This is a genomic window from Rothia sp. CCM 9416, from assembly GCF_048513535.1.
In the GTDB taxonomy this organism is placed as follows: Bacteria; Actinomycetota; Actinomycetes; order Actinomycetales; family Micrococcaceae; genus Rothia.
The window spans coordinates 12599-29347 of sequence record NZ_JBLXXR010000002.1 but is presented as its reverse complement, the minus strand read 5'-3'; the positions used below and the strand labels follow the sequence as shown (position 1 = coordinate 29347).

Below are 16749 nucleotides of genomic sequence, written 5' to 3'. Positions count from 1 at the left end.
ATGCAGATTAACTTTTTTGCCGCGGCCCGAGCGGCAGCTGGTGTTCCCTCGCTGACCCTAGAGAGCACTGAGCTAACAGAAACCACCTTAGAAGCCCTTACGGCTTACCTGCTAACCCGGTACCCGGGAGCTACTCCCTCGGGTCAGACCCTAGCCGATATTCTGCCCCAGTGCACTTTCCTGATTGATGGGGTGGCTACCTCCGCAAAGGGCAGCCTTCGGGGCGCAAGCAGGGTCGATGTTCTACCTCCTTTTGCTGGCGGGTAAAAGAAACATGGAACAGGCCCTTTCTTTTTCAGCCCTGATTCTGGCCGGTGGGCGTTCGAGCCGGTTGGGTGGAGCCCCTAAGGCCCTGCTCACGGACGGCCACCAGACCCTGCTAGAGAACGTCCTCTCAGCCTGCCAGGGAGCCAGCTACCGTGTGGTGGTTGGCCCCGATTCTCTGCCTCTACCCCGCCAAGTGCTGATTACCCGTGAAAGCCCTGCTTTTAGCGGGCCCGCCGCTGGAATCACAGCAGGTACCCGCGAACTGGTTAAGCATCTAGCACCCGAAGCTCAGCACCAGCACTGGGTTCTTCTACTTTCCTGCGACCTGCCTCGGGTGCACAAGGCCGTGCCTGTGCTCTTGGCCGCCGCGGCTCATGCCCCCCTGCAGGTACAGGGCTTCTGGGCGCTAGCAGAGGGCATCACTCAGCCGCTGCTGGGTATCTACCGTCTCGATTCGCTCACTGCCGCCTTTAACCGGGACACGGCTCATGCCTCAGTACGCCGTTTCCTGGTACAGCTCGCACCGCAAGAAATCCCCCTGGAGGCAGCCTGGGCAACCGATATTGATACTTGGGAGGCGGCCCGTGCCGCAGGCTACAGCTACCCAGCCCCATAAGAACCGCATAAGCCCACACATCCCTTAGTCCGCCACTGCCAACGAAAGGCCCACCCGTGCATTCTGTGAGCTGGAACCATGCCCGTGCGCTCCTCTACCGCGACGGTCAGGCTCTGCCCCTACCCACCGAGTGGGTACCCCTGGGGCAGGCCATCGGGCGGGTTCTTGCCGAGCCGGTGCGCACGGTCTTACCGGTGCCCCACTACGATTCATCGGCCATGGACGGTTTTGCGGTGAGTGGCCCGCCGCCCTGGCAAATTCTCTGGCCAGCCCCGGCTGAACCGGGTGAGAATATCCACCGGCAGGTTAGCCCCCTCCTCCCCGGTCAAGCTAGGCCCATTCTGACTGGCGGCCTACTCCCGCCGGGGGCCGATGCAGTCCTGCGGCAGGAAGAGGCACTGGTTACCAGCCATAGGCTTAGCCCACGGTCGGGGGCTTTCTCCCCAGAGCGCCCCTACCCGGTAGCCGGGGCAGATATCCGCAGGGCCGGGGAAGAACTGCCCGCTGGCTCACAGGTAGCACAGGCCGGGACTCTGCTCAGTGCCCGCCATATCGGCGCCCTTGGCGTGCTGGGTCTTGATTGGCTGACTCTGTATCAGCAACCCCGCATAGCTATCGCCTATACCGGGAACGAGGTCATTACCAGTGGACTGCCCCAGCCCGGTCAGGTTCGGGACGCCTTTTCCCTGCAATTCCCGCAGATTCTTGCAGACTTTGGTGCTCGCTGTGTCAGCACCACCCGTCTGGTAGATACCCAGGAGGACTTCTTTACCTGGCTCACCACCGCCGAGGCCGACCTGCTCCTGCTGACCGGTGGCTCGTCCACTTCCAGCGCCGACTGGCTGCGCCGTACCCTGTCAGAAATGGGCGCTAACTATCTCTTCGAGTCAGTCTCTGTGCGCCCGGGCCACCCCGCTCTGGCCGCCAGGCTCCCCCACACCGCCAACCCAGCAGCGCCCCTGGTTCTGGGCTTACCGGGCAACCCGCTTGCGGCTCACACCGCCCTCTACTCTTATCTGCCTGCCTGGGTGGCAGGTTGCTACGGGCAAGATCTTCAGGAACTGCCCCTAGGCACCCTGGCAGACGCTATCCCCGGCTATCGGAAAGCAGAACTCCGGTTGCTCCCGGTTACCCTCGATACACGGGCCAATGGCCATGTGCTTACCCCGCTTGCCAAAACCCGCTCCCACATGCTCACCAGCTTTGCCTATGCGCAGGCTCTTGCCCTGATCCCTGCCCAGGGGGCTGAGGCAGGTTACCAGGTGCCTTATCTTCCACTTGTCTCTGCGCACTAAGCTGACTTATGAACCTTGGGGCTTAGCCTGTGCTTTTTCCAGCTGGCTGATGGGGGCCGGGTGGAGCATGCCCAGGGTAGGTTTACCGCTTTTGAATCTGAAGAGTTCTACAAAACCGTGGCGGGAGTATAGAGCGGCATTTCTGTAGGTTGAAGCTTCCAGGTAGGCCGGGTACTCACCCAGCTTTTCCCGGCGAAAATCAAGCAGTAGTCCCCCTACCCCCTGGCCGCGGGCTGTCTCGTGGACGCCAATAGTGTAGAGGTACCAGTGATCAAATTTGGGGCGGGCGGCCAGGAGCCTAAGTTCGGTCATGGTTGCTCGCAGTAAATTGCGCCCCAGCACCTTGTAATAGTCCGGCAGGGCCATAATATCGGCCAGCAGGTTACCTTTCTGTCCCTGGGGTGAGAGCCACAAGGCCGCCCCCACGATTTTTCCCTCCCGGTCGGTGGCAACGTCGATCAGCCCCTTAGGGCCGTAGGTGGTTCGGATCTGGAAGTCGAAGAGAGCTGCCACCAGATCTGCTCGGCCTTTGCCACCTACTGCCTCACTCATCACCGGGTCATCTTTGAAGGCGTTGGTGAGAGTTTGGGTTACTGCTGGGTAGTCCGCTTCGGTAGCTTGACGGACGGAATATGCTGGGGTGTTCATGGCGCTAAACTCCTGAATGTATCTGTTTTTCTTCCCTTACTTTACAGCCCGGTCGGGATCTTCAATGAAAAGATGGGGTGTTAAGAAAAGGGAGTTTTCCTTGGCCGAGGTCCTTATAAGTTAGGGTTTTGTACCCGGTGACGCTAGCCCTCAACAGGTTCCTGGGTTCTCTATTCTCAGGGGCACAGAGCTAGCTGAACTATAAGAGCTGCATGATCAGAACCTCCAATAACCCGACTTTGCACAGAGAGAGCGCGGGCGGGGTCAGGCTGGTTTATTAAAACATGGTCGATAGGAGCCCTTAGCCCAAACCGGTTCAAGATCCCATTAACAGGCCAGGTACCTTCAACCGCGTCGGCGGATAGAGCCGCGTCTTTACCCGTCAAAGATCCAAGCCCCGCGTAGCTGGCCAAGGAACCGTGTAGCAAAGTGGCGTTAAAGTCGCCGGCTATAAGGTCCACCTGACCTGCGGTAGCTACTGCTTCAATAGTCTCCAAATCTTCTTGCCACCTGCTCATATAGGTTGGTATAGGTGGCGCAGTGTGAACCGCCAGAAGTGATGGCCCAGCACCTTCAAGAGGTTTCAGTAAAAGCGCTCCAAAGGTCATAGGGATGTCACTAGCACTGTAACGGCCCAAAGGATCTTTAACGAGCACCAGTGTGGGCGCAACAAATTCCGCAGTGCTTGAGGAGTTGAAAAGCTGGTAGCCTTCTACCCCACCGGCAAGAGCTGGGGTCTGTGGTGAGACCTCCGGAAGTACAAGAAAATCGGGGTTTTGCGCCAAGAGTTCCGCGAGATCTTGCTCTGTGAGTGTGTCCAGGGCGTTATAGGTAATGACAGTGTATTTGGTGGTATCTGTGCAGGCTATCGCGGATCTCCCCCTGACCTGGTAGCGCTTGGCCCCGTAAGGGTCCATAAAAGCGGTTATGCTGGCAAGTCCCATCACCAGGGCGGTCCCGCCAGCAAGCACCCTGGTCAGCCGCGAGACTTTCTTGCGGGAAAGTGTAAACAGCGCAAACAGTGCCAGCCCACTACTTACCCAGGCCAGGAAAGCGGGGAAAGCTATGGCTTGAGCTAGCGGCAGCTGTACACTCAGCCAGGAGATAAGAGGAGTTCCTGGCAAAAACAGGATAGACACCCAAAGTAAGCCGGCTAGCAGTAGTAATCCCCAGAATAGCTGTGCGACGTATTTACCCATGCCCTCAGTATAGGGACTGGGCTATAAAAGCCGCAGGGGCGGCTCCCACTTTCGTGGGTGCCGCCCCTGCGCCAAAGATTAAGAATCTGAGAAAGATTACTTGAGGGTGACGGTTGCGCCAGCGCCTTCGAGAGCTTCCTTAGCCTTCTCTGCGTCTTCCTTGGAAACACCTTCAAGAACGGGCTTGGGAGCACCGTCAACCAGGTCCTTAGCTTCCTTCAGACCCAGTGAAGTCAGGGCACGAACTTCCTTAATAACGCCGATCTTCTTGTCGCCAGCAGCTTCAAGGATAACGTCGAATTCGGTCTGCTCTTCAGCAGCAGCATCGTCGCCACCGGCAGCACCGGCAACAGCTACGGGAGCAGCAGCAGTAACGTCGAATTCTTCTTCGAATGCCTTAACGAATTCGGAAACCTCAACGAGGGAGAGTTCCTTGAATGCTTCAATGAGTTCTTCGATTGAAAGCTTAGCCATGAGTTTGGCTCCTTCTGTAATCTCTTGCAGGCTCTTGTTGGCCTGCGAGCTGAAAATTTTTTGCGGGTGACCCGGTGGGTCAAAAGTCTCTTGTTTAGCTACAGCAGAAGCAATTACTCAGCTTCGGGTGCTGCGCCTTCCTGCTCTTCGAGCTTGATACGCAGAGCGTCAACGGTGCGAGCAACCTTTGCGATTGCGCCCTTTGCGCCACCTGCGACCTTGGCAAGAAGTACCTCGCGTGATTCGAGGTTTGCAAACTTGTTGATACCAGCTTCGTCGAGAGCTTCGCCCTCGAAGTAACCGCTCTTAACGATCAGCTGGGGGTTAGCCTTGGCAAAGTCACGCAGACCCTTCGCAGCATCAATGAAGTCGCCCTTGATGAATGCGATTGCGCTCGGGCCGTGGAGCTGACCATCGAATGCATCGATACCAGCTTCCTTAGCCGCGATAGCGGTCAGAGTGTTCTTTACCACGGCGTACTCGGTCTCAGCACCCAGTGCACGACGAAGGTTCTTCATCTGTGCAACGGTGAGACCACGGTACTCGGTGAGAATTACGCCGTTCGAGGTTTCAAGGAGTTCCTTGATCTCGGAAACAGCAGCAATCTTATCCTGTGTTGCCATGGTGTTCCTTCCAGTTCTTAATCCCGCCAGGCCAATAAAAAAATGCCTCGATGCGCAGGCAACGAGGCATAATACTTTCCAGCAATTTCTGGTCAGTATTTCTGTTTCGGCACCTACGCAGGTGGCTTATCAGCCCTTACCGTACCCTGTTCAGGCACAGACCGGCGGTCTTTGGTTACTCCATCTAACCACGGCCGGCTACTTTAAAGCAAGCCGCGCTCTAGATTAAGCGGGCTTAATCACTTAAAAGTAGTGCAGGTTCTCTGCATCAACTGCCCAGTACATTGTTTTTCCCAGCTCTACCCAGGGCAGACCGGGCAGAACAGCGGTGATAACCATACCTGCGGGCAGGCACAGAAGCCCTTGTGCTGTGCTCAGCTCAGTATCTCTGGCTATCAAGGCCTCCACCCGGGTTCCTGAGGTGTAGGCCCAGGCACTCCGAGGTATGACCGGCAAGGCACCCTGCCCTGCCTGGTACCGAGGTGAAAATCCGTGGGCGGAAATGCCGACCGTCATAGTCTGCCCCTCCAGTTCAGCAGGTAGCTCGTTATAGAGCGGGTTGAGCAGGCGGGCTACTTGCAGGTTTGCGGGCTTCTGTAGCAGCTGGCGGGCAGGCCCCGTCTGCACCAGTTGTCCTTGCTCCATAACAGCAATTTCCTGGCCCATCTGGAGGGCTTCATCGGGTGTGTGGGTCACATAAAGGCCGGTAAAGCCTAGCTGGTGGTGCAGAGTGAGAATATCAGCCCGGATAGCTTGGGCTAGGTGGGGATCCACGTTAGAAAGAGGCTCATCAAAAAGCACCAGGGGGGTTTTGCGCACCAGGGCGCGGGCAATTCCGGCCCGCTGGGCTTGGCCGCCAGAAAGCTGACTCGGCTTCTTATGCAGGTACTCCCCCAGCCCCAGGGTGCCGATCAGGGAGGTAAAGTGCTCGCGGTCTAGGGCGGGGGCCTTAGCTAGCCGGTAGGCAAAAAGGATGTTGTCTTGGACGTTAAGGTGGGGGTAGAGCACTGGCTCTTGGAAGATAAAGCCTACCTGTCCGTTACTGATAGGTTCACCGGCGTAGCTGACGGTACCGGTGTCGGCTTGTTCAAGCCCGGCAATGATGCGCAGCAGGGTTGACTTGCCGCTACCGGAGGCCCCCATGAGTGCGGTGACTTGCCCCATTGGTATGTTCAGGCTGAAGTTGTTAAGAACAGCCTCCGAGCCGAAGCTCTTGGTGAGGGCATCTATACGCAGGGAGACTGGGGTCATGCTCTTAAGTCTAAAAGAAAGGCAGGCCCCGCACACTGCGGATCCTGCCTTTATCTCTAGGGTTTACAGACCTGGGACTACCAGCGATTGCGGTTCAGTCCAAGGAGGCTACAGTCCATCAGAAAACCCCTCCACACTAATTCTTTCGTCGGGGAAACGTAATTCGCCTGCTTCCACCAATGCCCTGTATGCTTCCGGTAATTTTCGCCCGGTAAGCCCGGGCACCAGCCCTACCTGCTCTGAATCATTCCACAGCGTTGGCTTAAGGTGCAATCCCCATTTCAGAACCTTGTTATCAGCATCGGCTGTATAACCTACCAGTCGTGGTGCTTCGGTGCCTTCACCCGACGCAAAGACAGCGCGGGGCTGTGTTACATGTACTAAACGGCTTGGAAGTCTATCTGCTGGATACCTTGCATCCGCCCCTGGAGCGTAGGCAAACCAGCCGAACTCCTGTGTAGCTTCCACCGCAAACCAGTGAAGCGTGTAGCCCTCATAGTTTTTCTCGGTGACAGCTAATTCACTTCGCAGTAGCTCTGGGATATTCCAGACCGCAACCTGCCCCGGTTCAAGGAGCTCCGGTTGTTTGGTGGGCGCACTGGCTAAGTGCTCGATCATAGCCGCCACCTGCCCGTGCGCCCAGTGACCGAGGTTCTGTTCTCCCCAGGATATTTCACAGGTTCGGGTAAAGTAGCCTCGCCCAACCAGGGGCCGGGGCCACCGCCGGGCATGAGTCTCAGCTTCAAAGCTATAGATAGGCTCAGCATCGGCGCGGTACCCCTGGTTAAAGTCATGTTCGAGCGAGATACTCACAACTAGTTCTGAATTCTCGCGATTGCTCGTATAAGCACAGATGGTGTATTCAGGCGGGCTATCACCTTCATACTCTGCTTCAAACCGGTAAAGGTGTATGTGATGGGTTGCTGGCTCTTGCACGGCGAGCAGGCCTGGGTAAAGCGCCGTGGGGTTCATATAGCGCGGTGCATCGGAGGGGCGAGGGTACGGAAAGTACGCGACACGGTACACGGGAGGTGCCTCCTTGCTACCTTCTAACTAACGCTGGCCGTGCTTTCAGCCTACCGGCCTCTTTGCTCACAAACCAGACTTACTTGCTTCCGCTGAGGGTAAAAGACAGGTGCCCTGCCCCTCATATGGAGGAACAGGGCACCTGTCTTGCTACCTAAAGTCTCTATAAATTTAGGCTACGCTTGCGGGGTCTACGGGTACACCGGGGCCGAAGGTGGTGGCAATGGTGACCTTAGAGATGTAACGGCCCTTTGAGGATGAGGGCTTGAGGCGGTTGACCTCTTCCAGAGCTGCTTCGAAGTTCTCGGTCAGCTGCTGCTCGGTGAAGGAAGCCTTACCGATGATGAAGTGCAGATTGGAGTTGCGGTCAACACGGAAGTCAATCTTACCGCCCTTGATGTCTGCAACTGCCTTAGCAACGTCCATGGTGACGGTACCGGTCTTGGGGTTGGGCATGAGGTTACGGGGGCCCAGAACCTTACCCAGACGACCAACCTTGCCCATCATGTCGGGGGTTGCAACTGCTGCGTCGAAGTCGACCCAGCCACCGGCGATCTTTGCGATCAGTTCGTCTGAACCAACGTAGTCAGCGCCTGCTGCTTCTGCTGCTTCTGCCTTCTCGCCTGCGGCGATAACGACAACGCGGGCAGTCTTACCGGTGCCGTTGGGCAGGTTGACGGTACCGCGTACCATCTGGTCTGCCTTACGGGGATCAACGCCGAGACGCAGAGCGACCTCAACGGTTGAGTGGGGCTTGTCTGCCGCGATTTCCTTTGCTACTGCAATAGCCTCGGCGGGTGCGTAGAGCTTGTCCGCTTCGATCTTGGCTACAGCTGCCTGGTACGCTTTGCTGCGCTTTGCCATCTGCTTTTCTCCTTTGCAGGTGTGGTCTCTTATGAGCCGCGCTCGGCTCTGCCACATGCCAACCGGCTATCTACCGGTGGGCTCTTACATATATGTCTTGGTGAGGTTTTGAGGCCTCGGTATCTAGCCTGAGCTAGGGGGAAGGGTTTAGCCTTCGACGGTGATACCCATGGAGCGGGCAGTGCCGGCAATGATCTTTGCGGCAGCATCAATGTCGTTAGCGTTGAGGTCTTCCATCTTGGTCTGGGCGATTTCCTTGACCTGATCCATGGTCAGTGAGCCGACCTTCTGGGTGTGGGGAACACCTGAACCCTTAGCAACGCCTGCAGCTTTCTTGATCAGCTGGGCCGCCGGAGGGGTCTTGGTGATGAAGGTGAAGGAGCGGTCCTCGTAGACGGTAATTTCTACGGGGATGATGTTACCGCGCTGAGATTCGGTTGCGGCATTGTAAGCCTTGCAGAATTCCATGATGTTGACGCCCTGCGCACCGAGCGCGGGGCCAACGGGGGGAGCCGGGTTAGCGGCGCCTGCCTGGATCTGCAGCTTAATGATGCCTGAGACCTTCTTCTTGGGAGCCATTGGTATTTGGTCCTTTTCTTAGCTGGTGGACCGGTACACAGGAGTATGTACCGGGCGGTGGCGGGCCATGGCGACGGCCCAACCGTGCAGTGTGCGCCAAGCGTGCGCGCACACATACAGTCCTCTATCTTAGTCCCTTAAGACTTTTTAAGCCATTGCCCCGGGGAGCCTGCGGGCTGGGGTCTTGCTCACAGGCGGGTCAGGGATTCAATGGGGTCAATCCGGGCGGCTTTGCGCGCCGGGTAGATTCCGGCCAAGACACCTAGCGCTAGGCCAACACCGGCTCCCATTCCTATCACTGCGGGGCTGATAATGGGTGTCCAGGAATTAAGGAGGCTGAGGATGGCAATGGCGTTGATGGAGAAGAGCACACCGGCAAAGTATCCCAGCAGGCTGGTAATGATGGTTTCTATGGCTAGTTGCAGGGTAATACCTGCCGGTTTAGTGCCAATGGCTAGACGCAAACCTATTTCTTGGCGACGCTCCATAACCCCTACCAGGAAGGTGTTCATGGTACCCACTGCGCCGATGACCAGGGTAATCAGTGACATGGCAATCAGCAGAGTTTTCTGCTGCTCGTCCACGGCGTTTTTCAGGGTTTCGGGTGCAGGCGGGATACTAGCGCTGTAGGCGGGGCAGCCCAAAAAGGCAACAAAAAACCGCCCGGCCTGAGCCTTAGAGCTCAAACCGGGCGGTACATGTTTTATACCCTCTGGGGGTTACATCTTAGTGACCTGTGAGAAGTTCAGGGTCACAGGGGTCTCACGTTCGAAGACAGAAATCAGTACCACCATCTGAGAAGCCGCAACGTTAATCTCGGAGATAGTAGCGGGCATACCCTCAAAGGGGCCGTCCTTAACGGTGACAGCCTCGCCCACCTCGTAGCCGGTCTCCACAGCGGGAGCGGGCTTGGGCAGTTCGCCTGCTTCTGCCTGCTCAGCTTCAAAGACGGGAGCCAGCATATCTACAACCTCATCCAGGCGCAGGGGCACAGGGTTATAGGCGTCCTGTCCAACGAAGCCTGTAACACCGGGGGTGTGGCGTACTACGCCCCAGGTTTCATCGGTCAGGTTCATACGCACCAGGGCGTAGCCGGGAACACGAACACGGCGCACCAGTTTCTTGGCGGTGTTCTTGACCTCCATGACCTCTTCCATGGGGACCTGAACCTCAAAAATGTCATCTTCGGCGTTCAGAGTCTGCACCCGAGATTCCAGATTGGTCTTAACCTTGTTCTCGTAGCCAGCGTAGGTGTGAACAACGAACCATTCACCCTCCTGGCGGCGGAGCTTAGCCTTAAACTCTTCCAGCGGATCTACAGCAGGTTCAGTGACTTCCTCGGCGGAGGTAGCTTCTTCTACCTCTACAGTTTCAGTCTCTGCCAGATCCTGGTCGGTTGCCTGCTCTGCAGGTTCTACAACCTCTTCGGCTTCAGTGTGCATTTCCTGCTCGGACACGCTTTCCTGCTTTCGTCGTTGGAGTTCTATGAGGAGCGCCGTGCGCCCTACATACAAAAGATTTTATGGGGTGGGGCGGGCTTAGAGCCCGGCTCTACTACAGTTAGCTGATGCCATTGCCGAAAAGCCAGAAGGCGCCCTGCCCGAAGAGGTAGTCCAGCCCAGAGATGAGCAGGAGCATAAAAACAACGAAGGCAAGAACAACAATCACATACTGCACCAGTTCTTTACCGGTGGGTGTAGTAACTTTTTTGAGCTCTGCGAATACTTGGCGCAAAAACTGGAAAATACGACCGAAAAAGCCCAGCTTCTGGTGGGCGCCTGGTTCATTAGAATCGGCGGTCCTAGCGGCGATTGATTTAGCCATGTGAGGCCCGCCCCTTTCTAGACTCATCATGAACCGTTCGGTTCGATTGACAAAAAACCTGTGAGGCAAAAGCAGGGCGGACAGGACTCGAACCTGCAACCTGCGGTTTTGGAGACCGCTGCTCTACCAATTGAGCCACCGCCCTTTGAAGGTTACCCCTTCAAGGATGACCCAGGCGCACGGGCATAGGTCAATAGTTGTTCGGTTGCGAACAACGGTACCTACTTTAGAACATAATTTTCTCTTTGGCAATTTGAGGACAGCCCTCCCCAGCCCCACAGCCAACCACCTATGCTTAAGGGTGTAGGCCTCAGCATAGTTTTTGTTGCACCTACAGGCATCAACCACCCAACGGTCCTAAGTCACTAGGACAGAAGCGAGAACCCTCCCATGTCTCAGCGCGTATCCCGCCGCATTGGCGCTATCGCCCCCTCGGCCACCCTCGTTGTCGACGCGAAAGCCAAGGCGCTCAAGGCCCAAGGACGCCCGGTGATTGGCTTTGGCGCCGGTGAGCCTGACTTCCCCACGCCCGACTACATTGTCGAAGCCGCCCGCAAGGCTCTGGATGACCCTAAGAACTTCCGTTACACCCAGGCAGCAGGCCTCCCGGAACTCAAGCAGGCTATTGCAGATAAGACTAAGCGGGATTCCGGCATTGAGGTTGACCCCTCACAGATTATTGTGACCAACGGCGGCAAGCAGGCCGTCTACCAGGCTTTCGCCACCGTCATCGACCAAGGCGATGACGTTCTCTTGCCCGCCCCCTACTGGACCACCTACCCCGAGGCAATTCGCCTGGCTGGCGGTAACCCCGTCGAGGTCTTCGCGGGTGCCGACCTTGACTACAAGGTCACCCCCGATATGCTCGAGGCCGCCTACACCCCGGCTACTAAGGCCCTCATTTTTGTCTCGCCCTCCAACCCCACCGGCGCGGTCTATTCCCCCGAAGAAACTAAAGCCATTGGTCAATGGGCACTGGCTAAGGGCATTATGGTGCTGACCGATGAAATCTATGAGCACCTCACCTACGACGGTGTCCCCTTTACCTCCATTCTTAAAGCTGTGCCCGAGCTGGCTGAGAACACTGTTATTCTCAATGGTGTTGCCAAGACCTACGCCATGACCGGCTGGCGTGTGGGCTGGATGATCGCTCCGGCTGATATCACCAAGGCCGCTACTAACCTACAGTCCCATATGACCTCCAACGTCAACAACGTAGCTCAGCTTGCAGCACTTGAAGCGGTCTCCGGCCCACTCGATGCTGTCCATACCATGCACCAGGCTTTTGATCGTCGCCGCAAGACCATTGTTGAGGGCCTGAACGCCATCGAGGGTGTTCGTTGCCCCACCCCCAAGGGTGCTTTCTACGCCTACGCCGATGTCACCGGCCTGCTCGGTAAGACCATTGCGGGCAAGACCCCGCAGACCTCGGCCCAATTAGCCGAAATTATCCTGGAAGAAGCCGAAGTAGCGGTAGTGCCGGGTGAAGCATTTGGCCCCTCAGGCTACCTGCGCCTGTCGTACGCGCTAGGCGACGATGATTTGGCAGAGGGCCTGGCCCGTATGCAGAAGCTACTCGCTACAGCCCAGTAGAAAACTCTCAGTCGGCGGGTGTACCCTGCGCAAGCACACCTCTGGTAGCTTCATGTCTTTCATATGCGGTTGACATCAGCTAGCTCTTGAGTCAGTTTGCTTTGGGTACACCTGCCACTTCTTTTACCGGCCTCCCACCCACAATAAAATCGTTTTTGACCCTAACGTAGAGGCTGAAAACATATAACCCAAGCTATCCCACAGCTACCCACTCAACCCCAAATTCACTAGAATAGAAAACAACAAAGACCAACATGTCGGTTGCTCTCCGGGAGAAAACCGCCTAAGGTCCCACCACCACCGTTCCCCACCAGGAATATTTAGGAGACTCTCCATGAAGATCGGTCTGCTCACCTCCGGCGGCGACTGCCCCGGCCTGAACGCTGTCATTCGCGGCGCCGTCCTCAACGGCATCAAAACCTACGGCGACGAATTCGTCGGCTTCCGCGATGGCTGGCGCGGCGTTGTGGAGGGCGACTACATGGATCTGCCCCGCACTAAGGTCCGCGGTCTGGCCCGCCAGGGTGGCACCATTCTGGGCACCTCCCGCACCAACCCCTTCGACGGACCCAAGGGCGGCCCCGAAAACATCGAAATCATGATGGAGCGCAACGGCATTGATGCCATTGTTGCTATCGGCGGCGAAGGTACCCTAGCAGGCGCAAAGCGCCTAGCCGATGCCGGCCTGCCCGTAGTTGGCGTCCCCAAGACAATCGATAACGACCTCCAGGCAACCGACTACACTTTCGGTTTCGATACCGCCGTTTCCATTGCAACCGACGCGCTGGACCGCCTGCGCACCACCGGCGAGTCCCACCACCGTGCCATGGTCGCAGAGGTTATGGGCCGCCACGTTGGTTGGATCGCCCTGCACTCCGGTATGTCCGGTGGCGCCCACGCCATCCTGATTCCCGAAGTCAAGGTATCCATGGAAGAGGTAGCAGGCTGGGTCAAAGAAGTTCACGACCGCGGTCGCTCACCCCTGATCGTTGTAGCTGAAGGCTTCATCCCCGAGGGCTTTGACGATGTACTGGCCGGCAAGGGCCAGGAAAAGGACGGCCGCCCCCGTCTGGGTGGCATCGGTGAGTGGGTTACCCAGGAAATCGAACGTCTGACCGGCATTGAGACCCGCAACACCATCCTGGGTCACATTCAGCGTGGCGGTGCACCTACCGGCTTTGACCGCGTTCTCTCAACTCGCCTAGGCATTCAGGTTGTGGATATGATTCACGATAAGGAGTGGGGCAAGATGGTTGCCATGCAGGGTACCGAAATCAGGCGCGTAGACTTTGCCGAGGCTCTGGACGGCCTCAAGAAAGTTCCTGCTGACCGCTACCAGGAAGCCAAAGTACTTTTCGGTCGCTAAACAGGCGGGCGACAAGCTGTATAGAGAGAGGGCTCTACCCTTGGTTCTGAAATTTTTAAGAATCAAAGGTCGGTTGATGTAGCTGGTGACGGTAGCCAGGCCCCCCCCCGGATTGCTACCGCAGTCCCCATCACTTTTGCAGACTAGGGTATCGAGGCCCCAGCTAGCGCTTGGTCTGCCTTGAAGATGACGGCTCCAACCAGGTAGAGCTCCTAGCCACCAAGGCTTACTCAAGGCTCACATACAGATTTAGGCCCCGGATAGCTTGCACAGCAAGCTGTCCGGGGCCTTTAGACTGCCTGGGTTTTTCCCTAACTCAGGAACTGACCTTTGGTACGCCGCCCCACCACCTGGCCGGCGTCGGGAGCAACAATCAGAGTCTGCGAGCAGGCGTACTCAGTAGCCGGTGCAGGGTTGCCCTGCGCATCAAAGTCGCCGCCGTCAATAGCTCGTAGCTCAGCATCGGGAGCCACCGACCTTTTCAGAAGGGCTAAGGCAATAGGCCCAGCTTCATGGTGCAGGGCAACAGAGGTAATGACACCCACCTGCTTGGCCCCGTTCATCACGGGGGTCCCTACCGCGGGGAGAGTATGTTCAGAGCCATCAAGATCCAGGAAAGTCAGGCGACGGGGCGGGTGCCCTAGGTTGTGCACGCGCGCCACTGTTTCTTGGCCCTTGTAGCAGCCTTTCTCCAGGTGGACTGCTGTACGCATGAGGTCAAGTTCGTGAGGAATTGTTTTCTCATCAGAATCCACCCCCACCCGGGGACGCCAGGCCTCAATGCGCAGGGCATCGGCGGCCCAGGAGCCCGCTAGCTGGCAACCGTCAACGGCATCGAGTAGGCGGTGAGCAGGAATGATAGTCAGGTACCGGTGGTAGTCAGCTCCGGGGTGTTGGTTCTCTTCAACCGCGCTGTAACTGTAACCGCCAGCAGCAACACCTGCTGCCCAGGGGTCCTGCCAGATGACTCCAGCAGCCAGTGCCGGGGAGGCATCCTTACAGGTGCGAGGGTCCACCGTCGAGCCAAGAACAGCGTAGCTCTCGGTTAGGTCGGTGACTTCCACCTCTAACATGAACTTCATGCGCTTGAGGTAGTCCGCCAGCGGGGCGGCCTGAGCGCCTTCGGTTATCAGCCAGACCCTACCCCCCTGCTCCACTGCATAAGCGGAAAACTCAATGCGCCCCTGCGGGGTCAGCAAGAGAAGCTCAGTGCTAGACCCCTCCCCCAGGCCAGTAAGCACCTGGGTCGAGAGTGTCGTCAGCCAGCTCAAACGGTCAGGACCAGCCACCGTCACAATACCCAGGTGGGAGTAGTCCACTAGGGTCAGCTTGCTTCGGCGGGCAAGCGCCCGCTGCTCGGCAATCGGGTTACCGTAGTGGGCGGCGACACCGGCATCGGCTCCCGATGCAGCAAAGGCACCGGGACGGCGAAGCAGGGGGCTACTGTAGCCGCTGGGGCTAGTCAAGGTTCTCTCCACCGAACATGGTGGTGCCCAGGTCGTCACCGGTCATAGAAGAAGTCTTGCGCAACTCTGCTGATGCGTGCTTTTCTAGCTTGCCGGTGACGGGGTGAGCGGTTTCCCAGTCCCACATGAGGTTGCCGTTTACCAGGCCCCAGAGCCGGACAGAACCTGCGTATTCTTTGGAAATGTCATCTTTGAGCATGTTGCCGGTCTGCATACGCACCACCGGGCCTTTAATCATGCCCACATAGTTTTCAGTCAGCCCGCCGGGGTGAGCAATGGTGGCAAGCAGGTTAAAGCCGCCGTCTTCATTACGCAGGGCTTCTACCGATTCGGCGTCCTGGTGTACTGGGACCACTGCTGCCGGGACCAGCCCGGGGCCAAGATCACCGTCTACCTGGGGTCGGTCAATCTGCCAGAAGCCGGTTTCAAGGGTGATGGTGCGGAGCTTCTTGCCTGCATCATCAAGCAGGAAGCTCTCAGCCCTGTACTCGATAAAGGGCAGACCCTCCTGGGCGAAGGTAATAATTTGCCCGAAGGGGGTCTGTTCAGAGCCTTCGTACCAGAGGGAGCCGGTACCTTCCCAGGTACCAAGCAACCAGGAGAAGGGGACGAGCTCGGGGGTAAGGTTGGTGGGAATTTCAATAGCCATACCCCTTAGTCTAGTAGCTGCTTGACTCCGTGAGCTGGGCTTAGCGGTCAGCGTAGGTCGGGCAGAGAAAAGGCCCCCGCGCTTCGGTGCGCGAGGGCCTGATGGTTTCTACTGAAAGCTGTTTACTTCTGCCCGCGGAAAAGACCGGTGAGCACAAAGCCGATGCAGGTGAAAATAGCCAGACCTGCCAGCCCCAGCAGGACGAGGAAGAAAATTTCTAATGCAAGAATACTCATGTGGCTAGCCTATCACGCGCGTGAGGAAAGTCGCACATACATACCCAATAACTCCGATGAAAGCTACCGGCGTGACACCCAATGTCACTGCCCCGCGGCGCGGTCCTTCTTTGGGGCCTGCCGAGATGACCCGGATCCCGATGATGCCCAGCAGGATACCTACGCCCACACCAATCATGACAACCGGCTGAGCGGTTTCGGCGTGCTTGGCTAGAATAGCCAAACCCACCCATCCGGCAACAGAAACAGAGGCCAGTACCCCTGAAACACAGCTAATCACCGACTCCAGCTTGCCCTGTGCGCCCTCACCGCGGGCAAGCTCAGTCATAAAGCTGGAGACAATACCAACAGCAGCAATAGCTGGTAAGAAGGTAAGCGGGGACTCCCCGGGGTTAATCCAGGCATAAAGAACCGAAGCTAGCCCGGATAAGAGAATAATGACCGAATGTGACGTTACGCGGTGGCGCCCACGGAGTTCAGCAATACCGGTGGCAGCAGGCCAGCCGCCAGCGATGAGAAGTACAGCACCCAGCCCGGCTGCTGCCGCAACTGTTGGCGAGATAATGGCAGAAACCACCAGCGCGAGAAGGGCAAGCACCCCTGAGAGAGCAACCAGGGTATAGCGGGAGCGCCGGGTAGCACCGATTCGCCCTAAGGGCCCTTGGTAAACAGTTTTCTGCTGAGCTCGGCGGAACCTACTGAGCTCAGGAACAAAGGTTCGTATTGCTCGTGTGGAGTTCTCTTTGGTGGTCACAGTAGCCTTCGGGGTGCGG

At 57.4% G+C, this 16749-nt stretch carries 19 protein-coding genes and 1 tRNA gene; 5 read left to right on the top strand and 15 right to left on the bottom strand.

The window, feature by feature from the left end; genetic code table 11:
- From ACN080_RS01245 to ACN080_RS01235, 3 genes are read left to right on the top strand one after another with little or no spacing between them, the layout of a single operon-like run.
- Nucleotides 1–267, top strand: a complete 267-nt coding sequence (locus tag ACN080_RS01245; protein WP_419099268.1) for a MoaD/ThiS family protein — start codon at nt 1–3, stop codon at nt 265–267.
- Between the two features lie 7 nt (nt 268–274).
- Nucleotides 275–883, top strand: coding sequence for a molybdenum cofactor guanylyltransferase (mobA, locus tag ACN080_RS01240; RefSeq protein ID WP_419112845.1), 609 nt, complete (start codon nt 275–277; stop codon nt 881–883).
- A gap of 56 nt (nt 884–939) precedes the next feature.
- A complete protein-coding gene (locus ACN080_RS01235) occupies nt 940–2178 on the top strand; it encodes a molybdopterin molybdotransferase MoeA (protein WP_419112844.1) in 1239 nt (412 codons plus the stop codon).
- Between the two features lie 6 nt (nt 2179–2184).
- On the opposite strand, the gene ACN080_RS01230 is transcribed toward ACN080_RS01235, so the two are convergent.
- The 12 genes from ACN080_RS01230 to ACN080_RS01175 all read right to left on the bottom strand — a co-directional run bounded on the left by ACN080_RS01230 (nt 2185) and on the right by ACN080_RS01175 (nt 10811).
- The gene (locus ACN080_RS01230; RefSeq protein ID WP_419112843.1) at nt 2185–2826 is read right to left on the bottom strand and encodes a GNAT family N-acetyltransferase; all 642 of its coding nucleotides are present in this window, start codon (nt 2824–2826) and stop codon (nt 2185–2187) included.
- Between the two features lie 176 nt (nt 2827–3002).
- A complete protein-coding gene (locus ACN080_RS01225; RefSeq protein WP_419112842.1) occupies nt 3003–3950 on the bottom strand; it encodes an endonuclease/exonuclease/phosphatase family protein in 948 nt (315 codons plus the stop codon).
- Nucleotides 3951–4121: 171 nt separating this feature from the next.
- The gene (rplL, locus tag ACN080_RS01220) at nt 4122–4499 is read right to left on the bottom strand and encodes a 50S ribosomal protein L7/L12 (protein ID WP_419110794.1); all 378 of its coding nucleotides are present in this window, start codon (nt 4497–4499) and stop codon (nt 4122–4124) included.
- 113 nt (nt 4500–4612) lie between these two features.
- On the bottom strand, nt 4613–5122 hold the full coding sequence (rplJ, locus tag ACN080_RS01215; protein WP_419099262.1) for a 50S ribosomal protein L10: 510 nt from the start codon (nt 5120–5122) through the stop codon (nt 4613–4615).
- Nucleotides 5123–5365: 243 nt separating this feature from the next.
- A complete protein-coding gene (locus ACN080_RS01210) occupies nt 5366–6373 on the bottom strand; it encodes an ABC transporter ATP-binding protein (protein WP_419112841.1) in 1008 nt (335 codons plus the stop codon).
- Nucleotides 6374–6481: 108 nt separating this feature from the next.
- The gene (locus tag ACN080_RS01205; RefSeq protein ID WP_419112840.1) at nt 6482–7186 is read right to left on the bottom strand and encodes a hypothetical protein; all 705 of its coding nucleotides are present in this window, start codon (nt 7184–7186) and stop codon (nt 6482–6484) included.
- A 384-nt stretch (nt 7187–7570) separates the two neighbouring features.
- On the bottom strand, nt 7571–8263 hold the full coding sequence (rplA, locus tag ACN080_RS01200; protein WP_419111582.1) for a 50S ribosomal protein L1: 693 nt from the start codon (nt 8261–8263) through the stop codon (nt 7571–7573).
- Nucleotides 8264–8410: 147 nt separating this feature from the next.
- Nucleotides 8411–8842, bottom strand: coding sequence for a 50S ribosomal protein L11 (rplK, locus tag ACN080_RS01195; RefSeq protein ID WP_419099258.1), 432 nt, complete (start codon nt 8840–8842; stop codon nt 8411–8413).
- 188 nt (nt 8843–9030) lie between these two features.
- On the bottom strand, nt 9031–9528 hold the full coding sequence (locus ACN080_RS01190; RefSeq protein WP_419112839.1) for an ABC transporter permease: 498 nt from the start codon (nt 9526–9528) through the stop codon (nt 9031–9033).
- 33 nt (nt 9529–9561) lie between these two features.
- On the bottom strand, nt 9562–10299 hold the full coding sequence (nusG, locus tag ACN080_RS01185; RefSeq protein ID WP_419112838.1) for a transcription termination/antitermination protein NusG: 738 nt from the start codon (nt 10297–10299) through the stop codon (nt 9562–9564).
- 103 nt (nt 10300–10402) lie between these two features.
- On the bottom strand, nt 10403–10666 hold the full coding sequence (secE, locus tag ACN080_RS01180; RefSeq protein WP_419099255.1) for a preprotein translocase subunit SecE: 264 nt from the start codon (nt 10664–10666) through the stop codon (nt 10403–10405).
- Nucleotides 10667–10738: 72 nt separating this feature from the next.
- Nucleotides 10739–10811: transfer RNA gene (locus ACN080_RS01175), tRNA-Trp, on the bottom strand.
- A 245-nt stretch (nt 10812–11056) separates the two neighbouring features.
- On the opposite strand from ACN080_RS01175, the gene ACN080_RS01170 reads away from it, so the two are divergent.
- Together ACN080_RS01170 and ACN080_RS01165 are read left to right on the top strand one after the other, a co-directional pair.
- On the top strand, nt 11057–12259 hold the full coding sequence (locus ACN080_RS01170) for a pyridoxal phosphate-dependent aminotransferase (RefSeq protein WP_419099254.1): 1203 nt from the start codon (nt 11057–11059) through the stop codon (nt 12257–12259).
- A 334-nt stretch (nt 12260–12593) separates the two neighbouring features.
- A complete protein-coding gene (locus ACN080_RS01165; RefSeq protein WP_419099253.1) occupies nt 12594–13625 on the top strand; it encodes a 6-phosphofructokinase in 1032 nt (343 codons plus the stop codon).
- Nucleotides 13626–13936: 311 nt separating this feature from the next.
- Here the strand turns inward: ACN080_RS01165 and ACN080_RS01160 are convergent, their stop codons facing one another.
- The 3 genes from ACN080_RS01160 to ACN080_RS01150 form a co-directional block, all read right to left on the bottom strand.
- A complete protein-coding gene (locus ACN080_RS01160) occupies nt 13937–15091 on the bottom strand; it encodes a YgfZ/GcvT domain-containing protein (RefSeq protein ID WP_419104837.1) in 1155 nt (384 codons plus the stop codon).
- Nucleotides 15084–15740, bottom strand: a complete 657-nt coding sequence (locus ACN080_RS01155) for an FABP family protein (protein ID WP_419099251.1) — start codon at nt 15738–15740, stop codon at nt 15084–15086. The genes ACN080_RS01160 and ACN080_RS01155 overlap by 8 nt, the downstream gene beginning before the upstream one ends.
- Before the next feature lie 240 nt (nt 15741–15980).
- Nucleotides 15981–16730 carry a hypothetical protein gene (locus ACN080_RS01150; protein ID WP_419099250.1) on the bottom strand — a complete coding sequence of 250 codons (750 nt, stop codon included), beginning with the start codon at nt 16728–16730 and terminating at the stop codon, nt 15981–15983.
- Nucleotides 16731–16749: the final 19 nt, after the last annotated feature.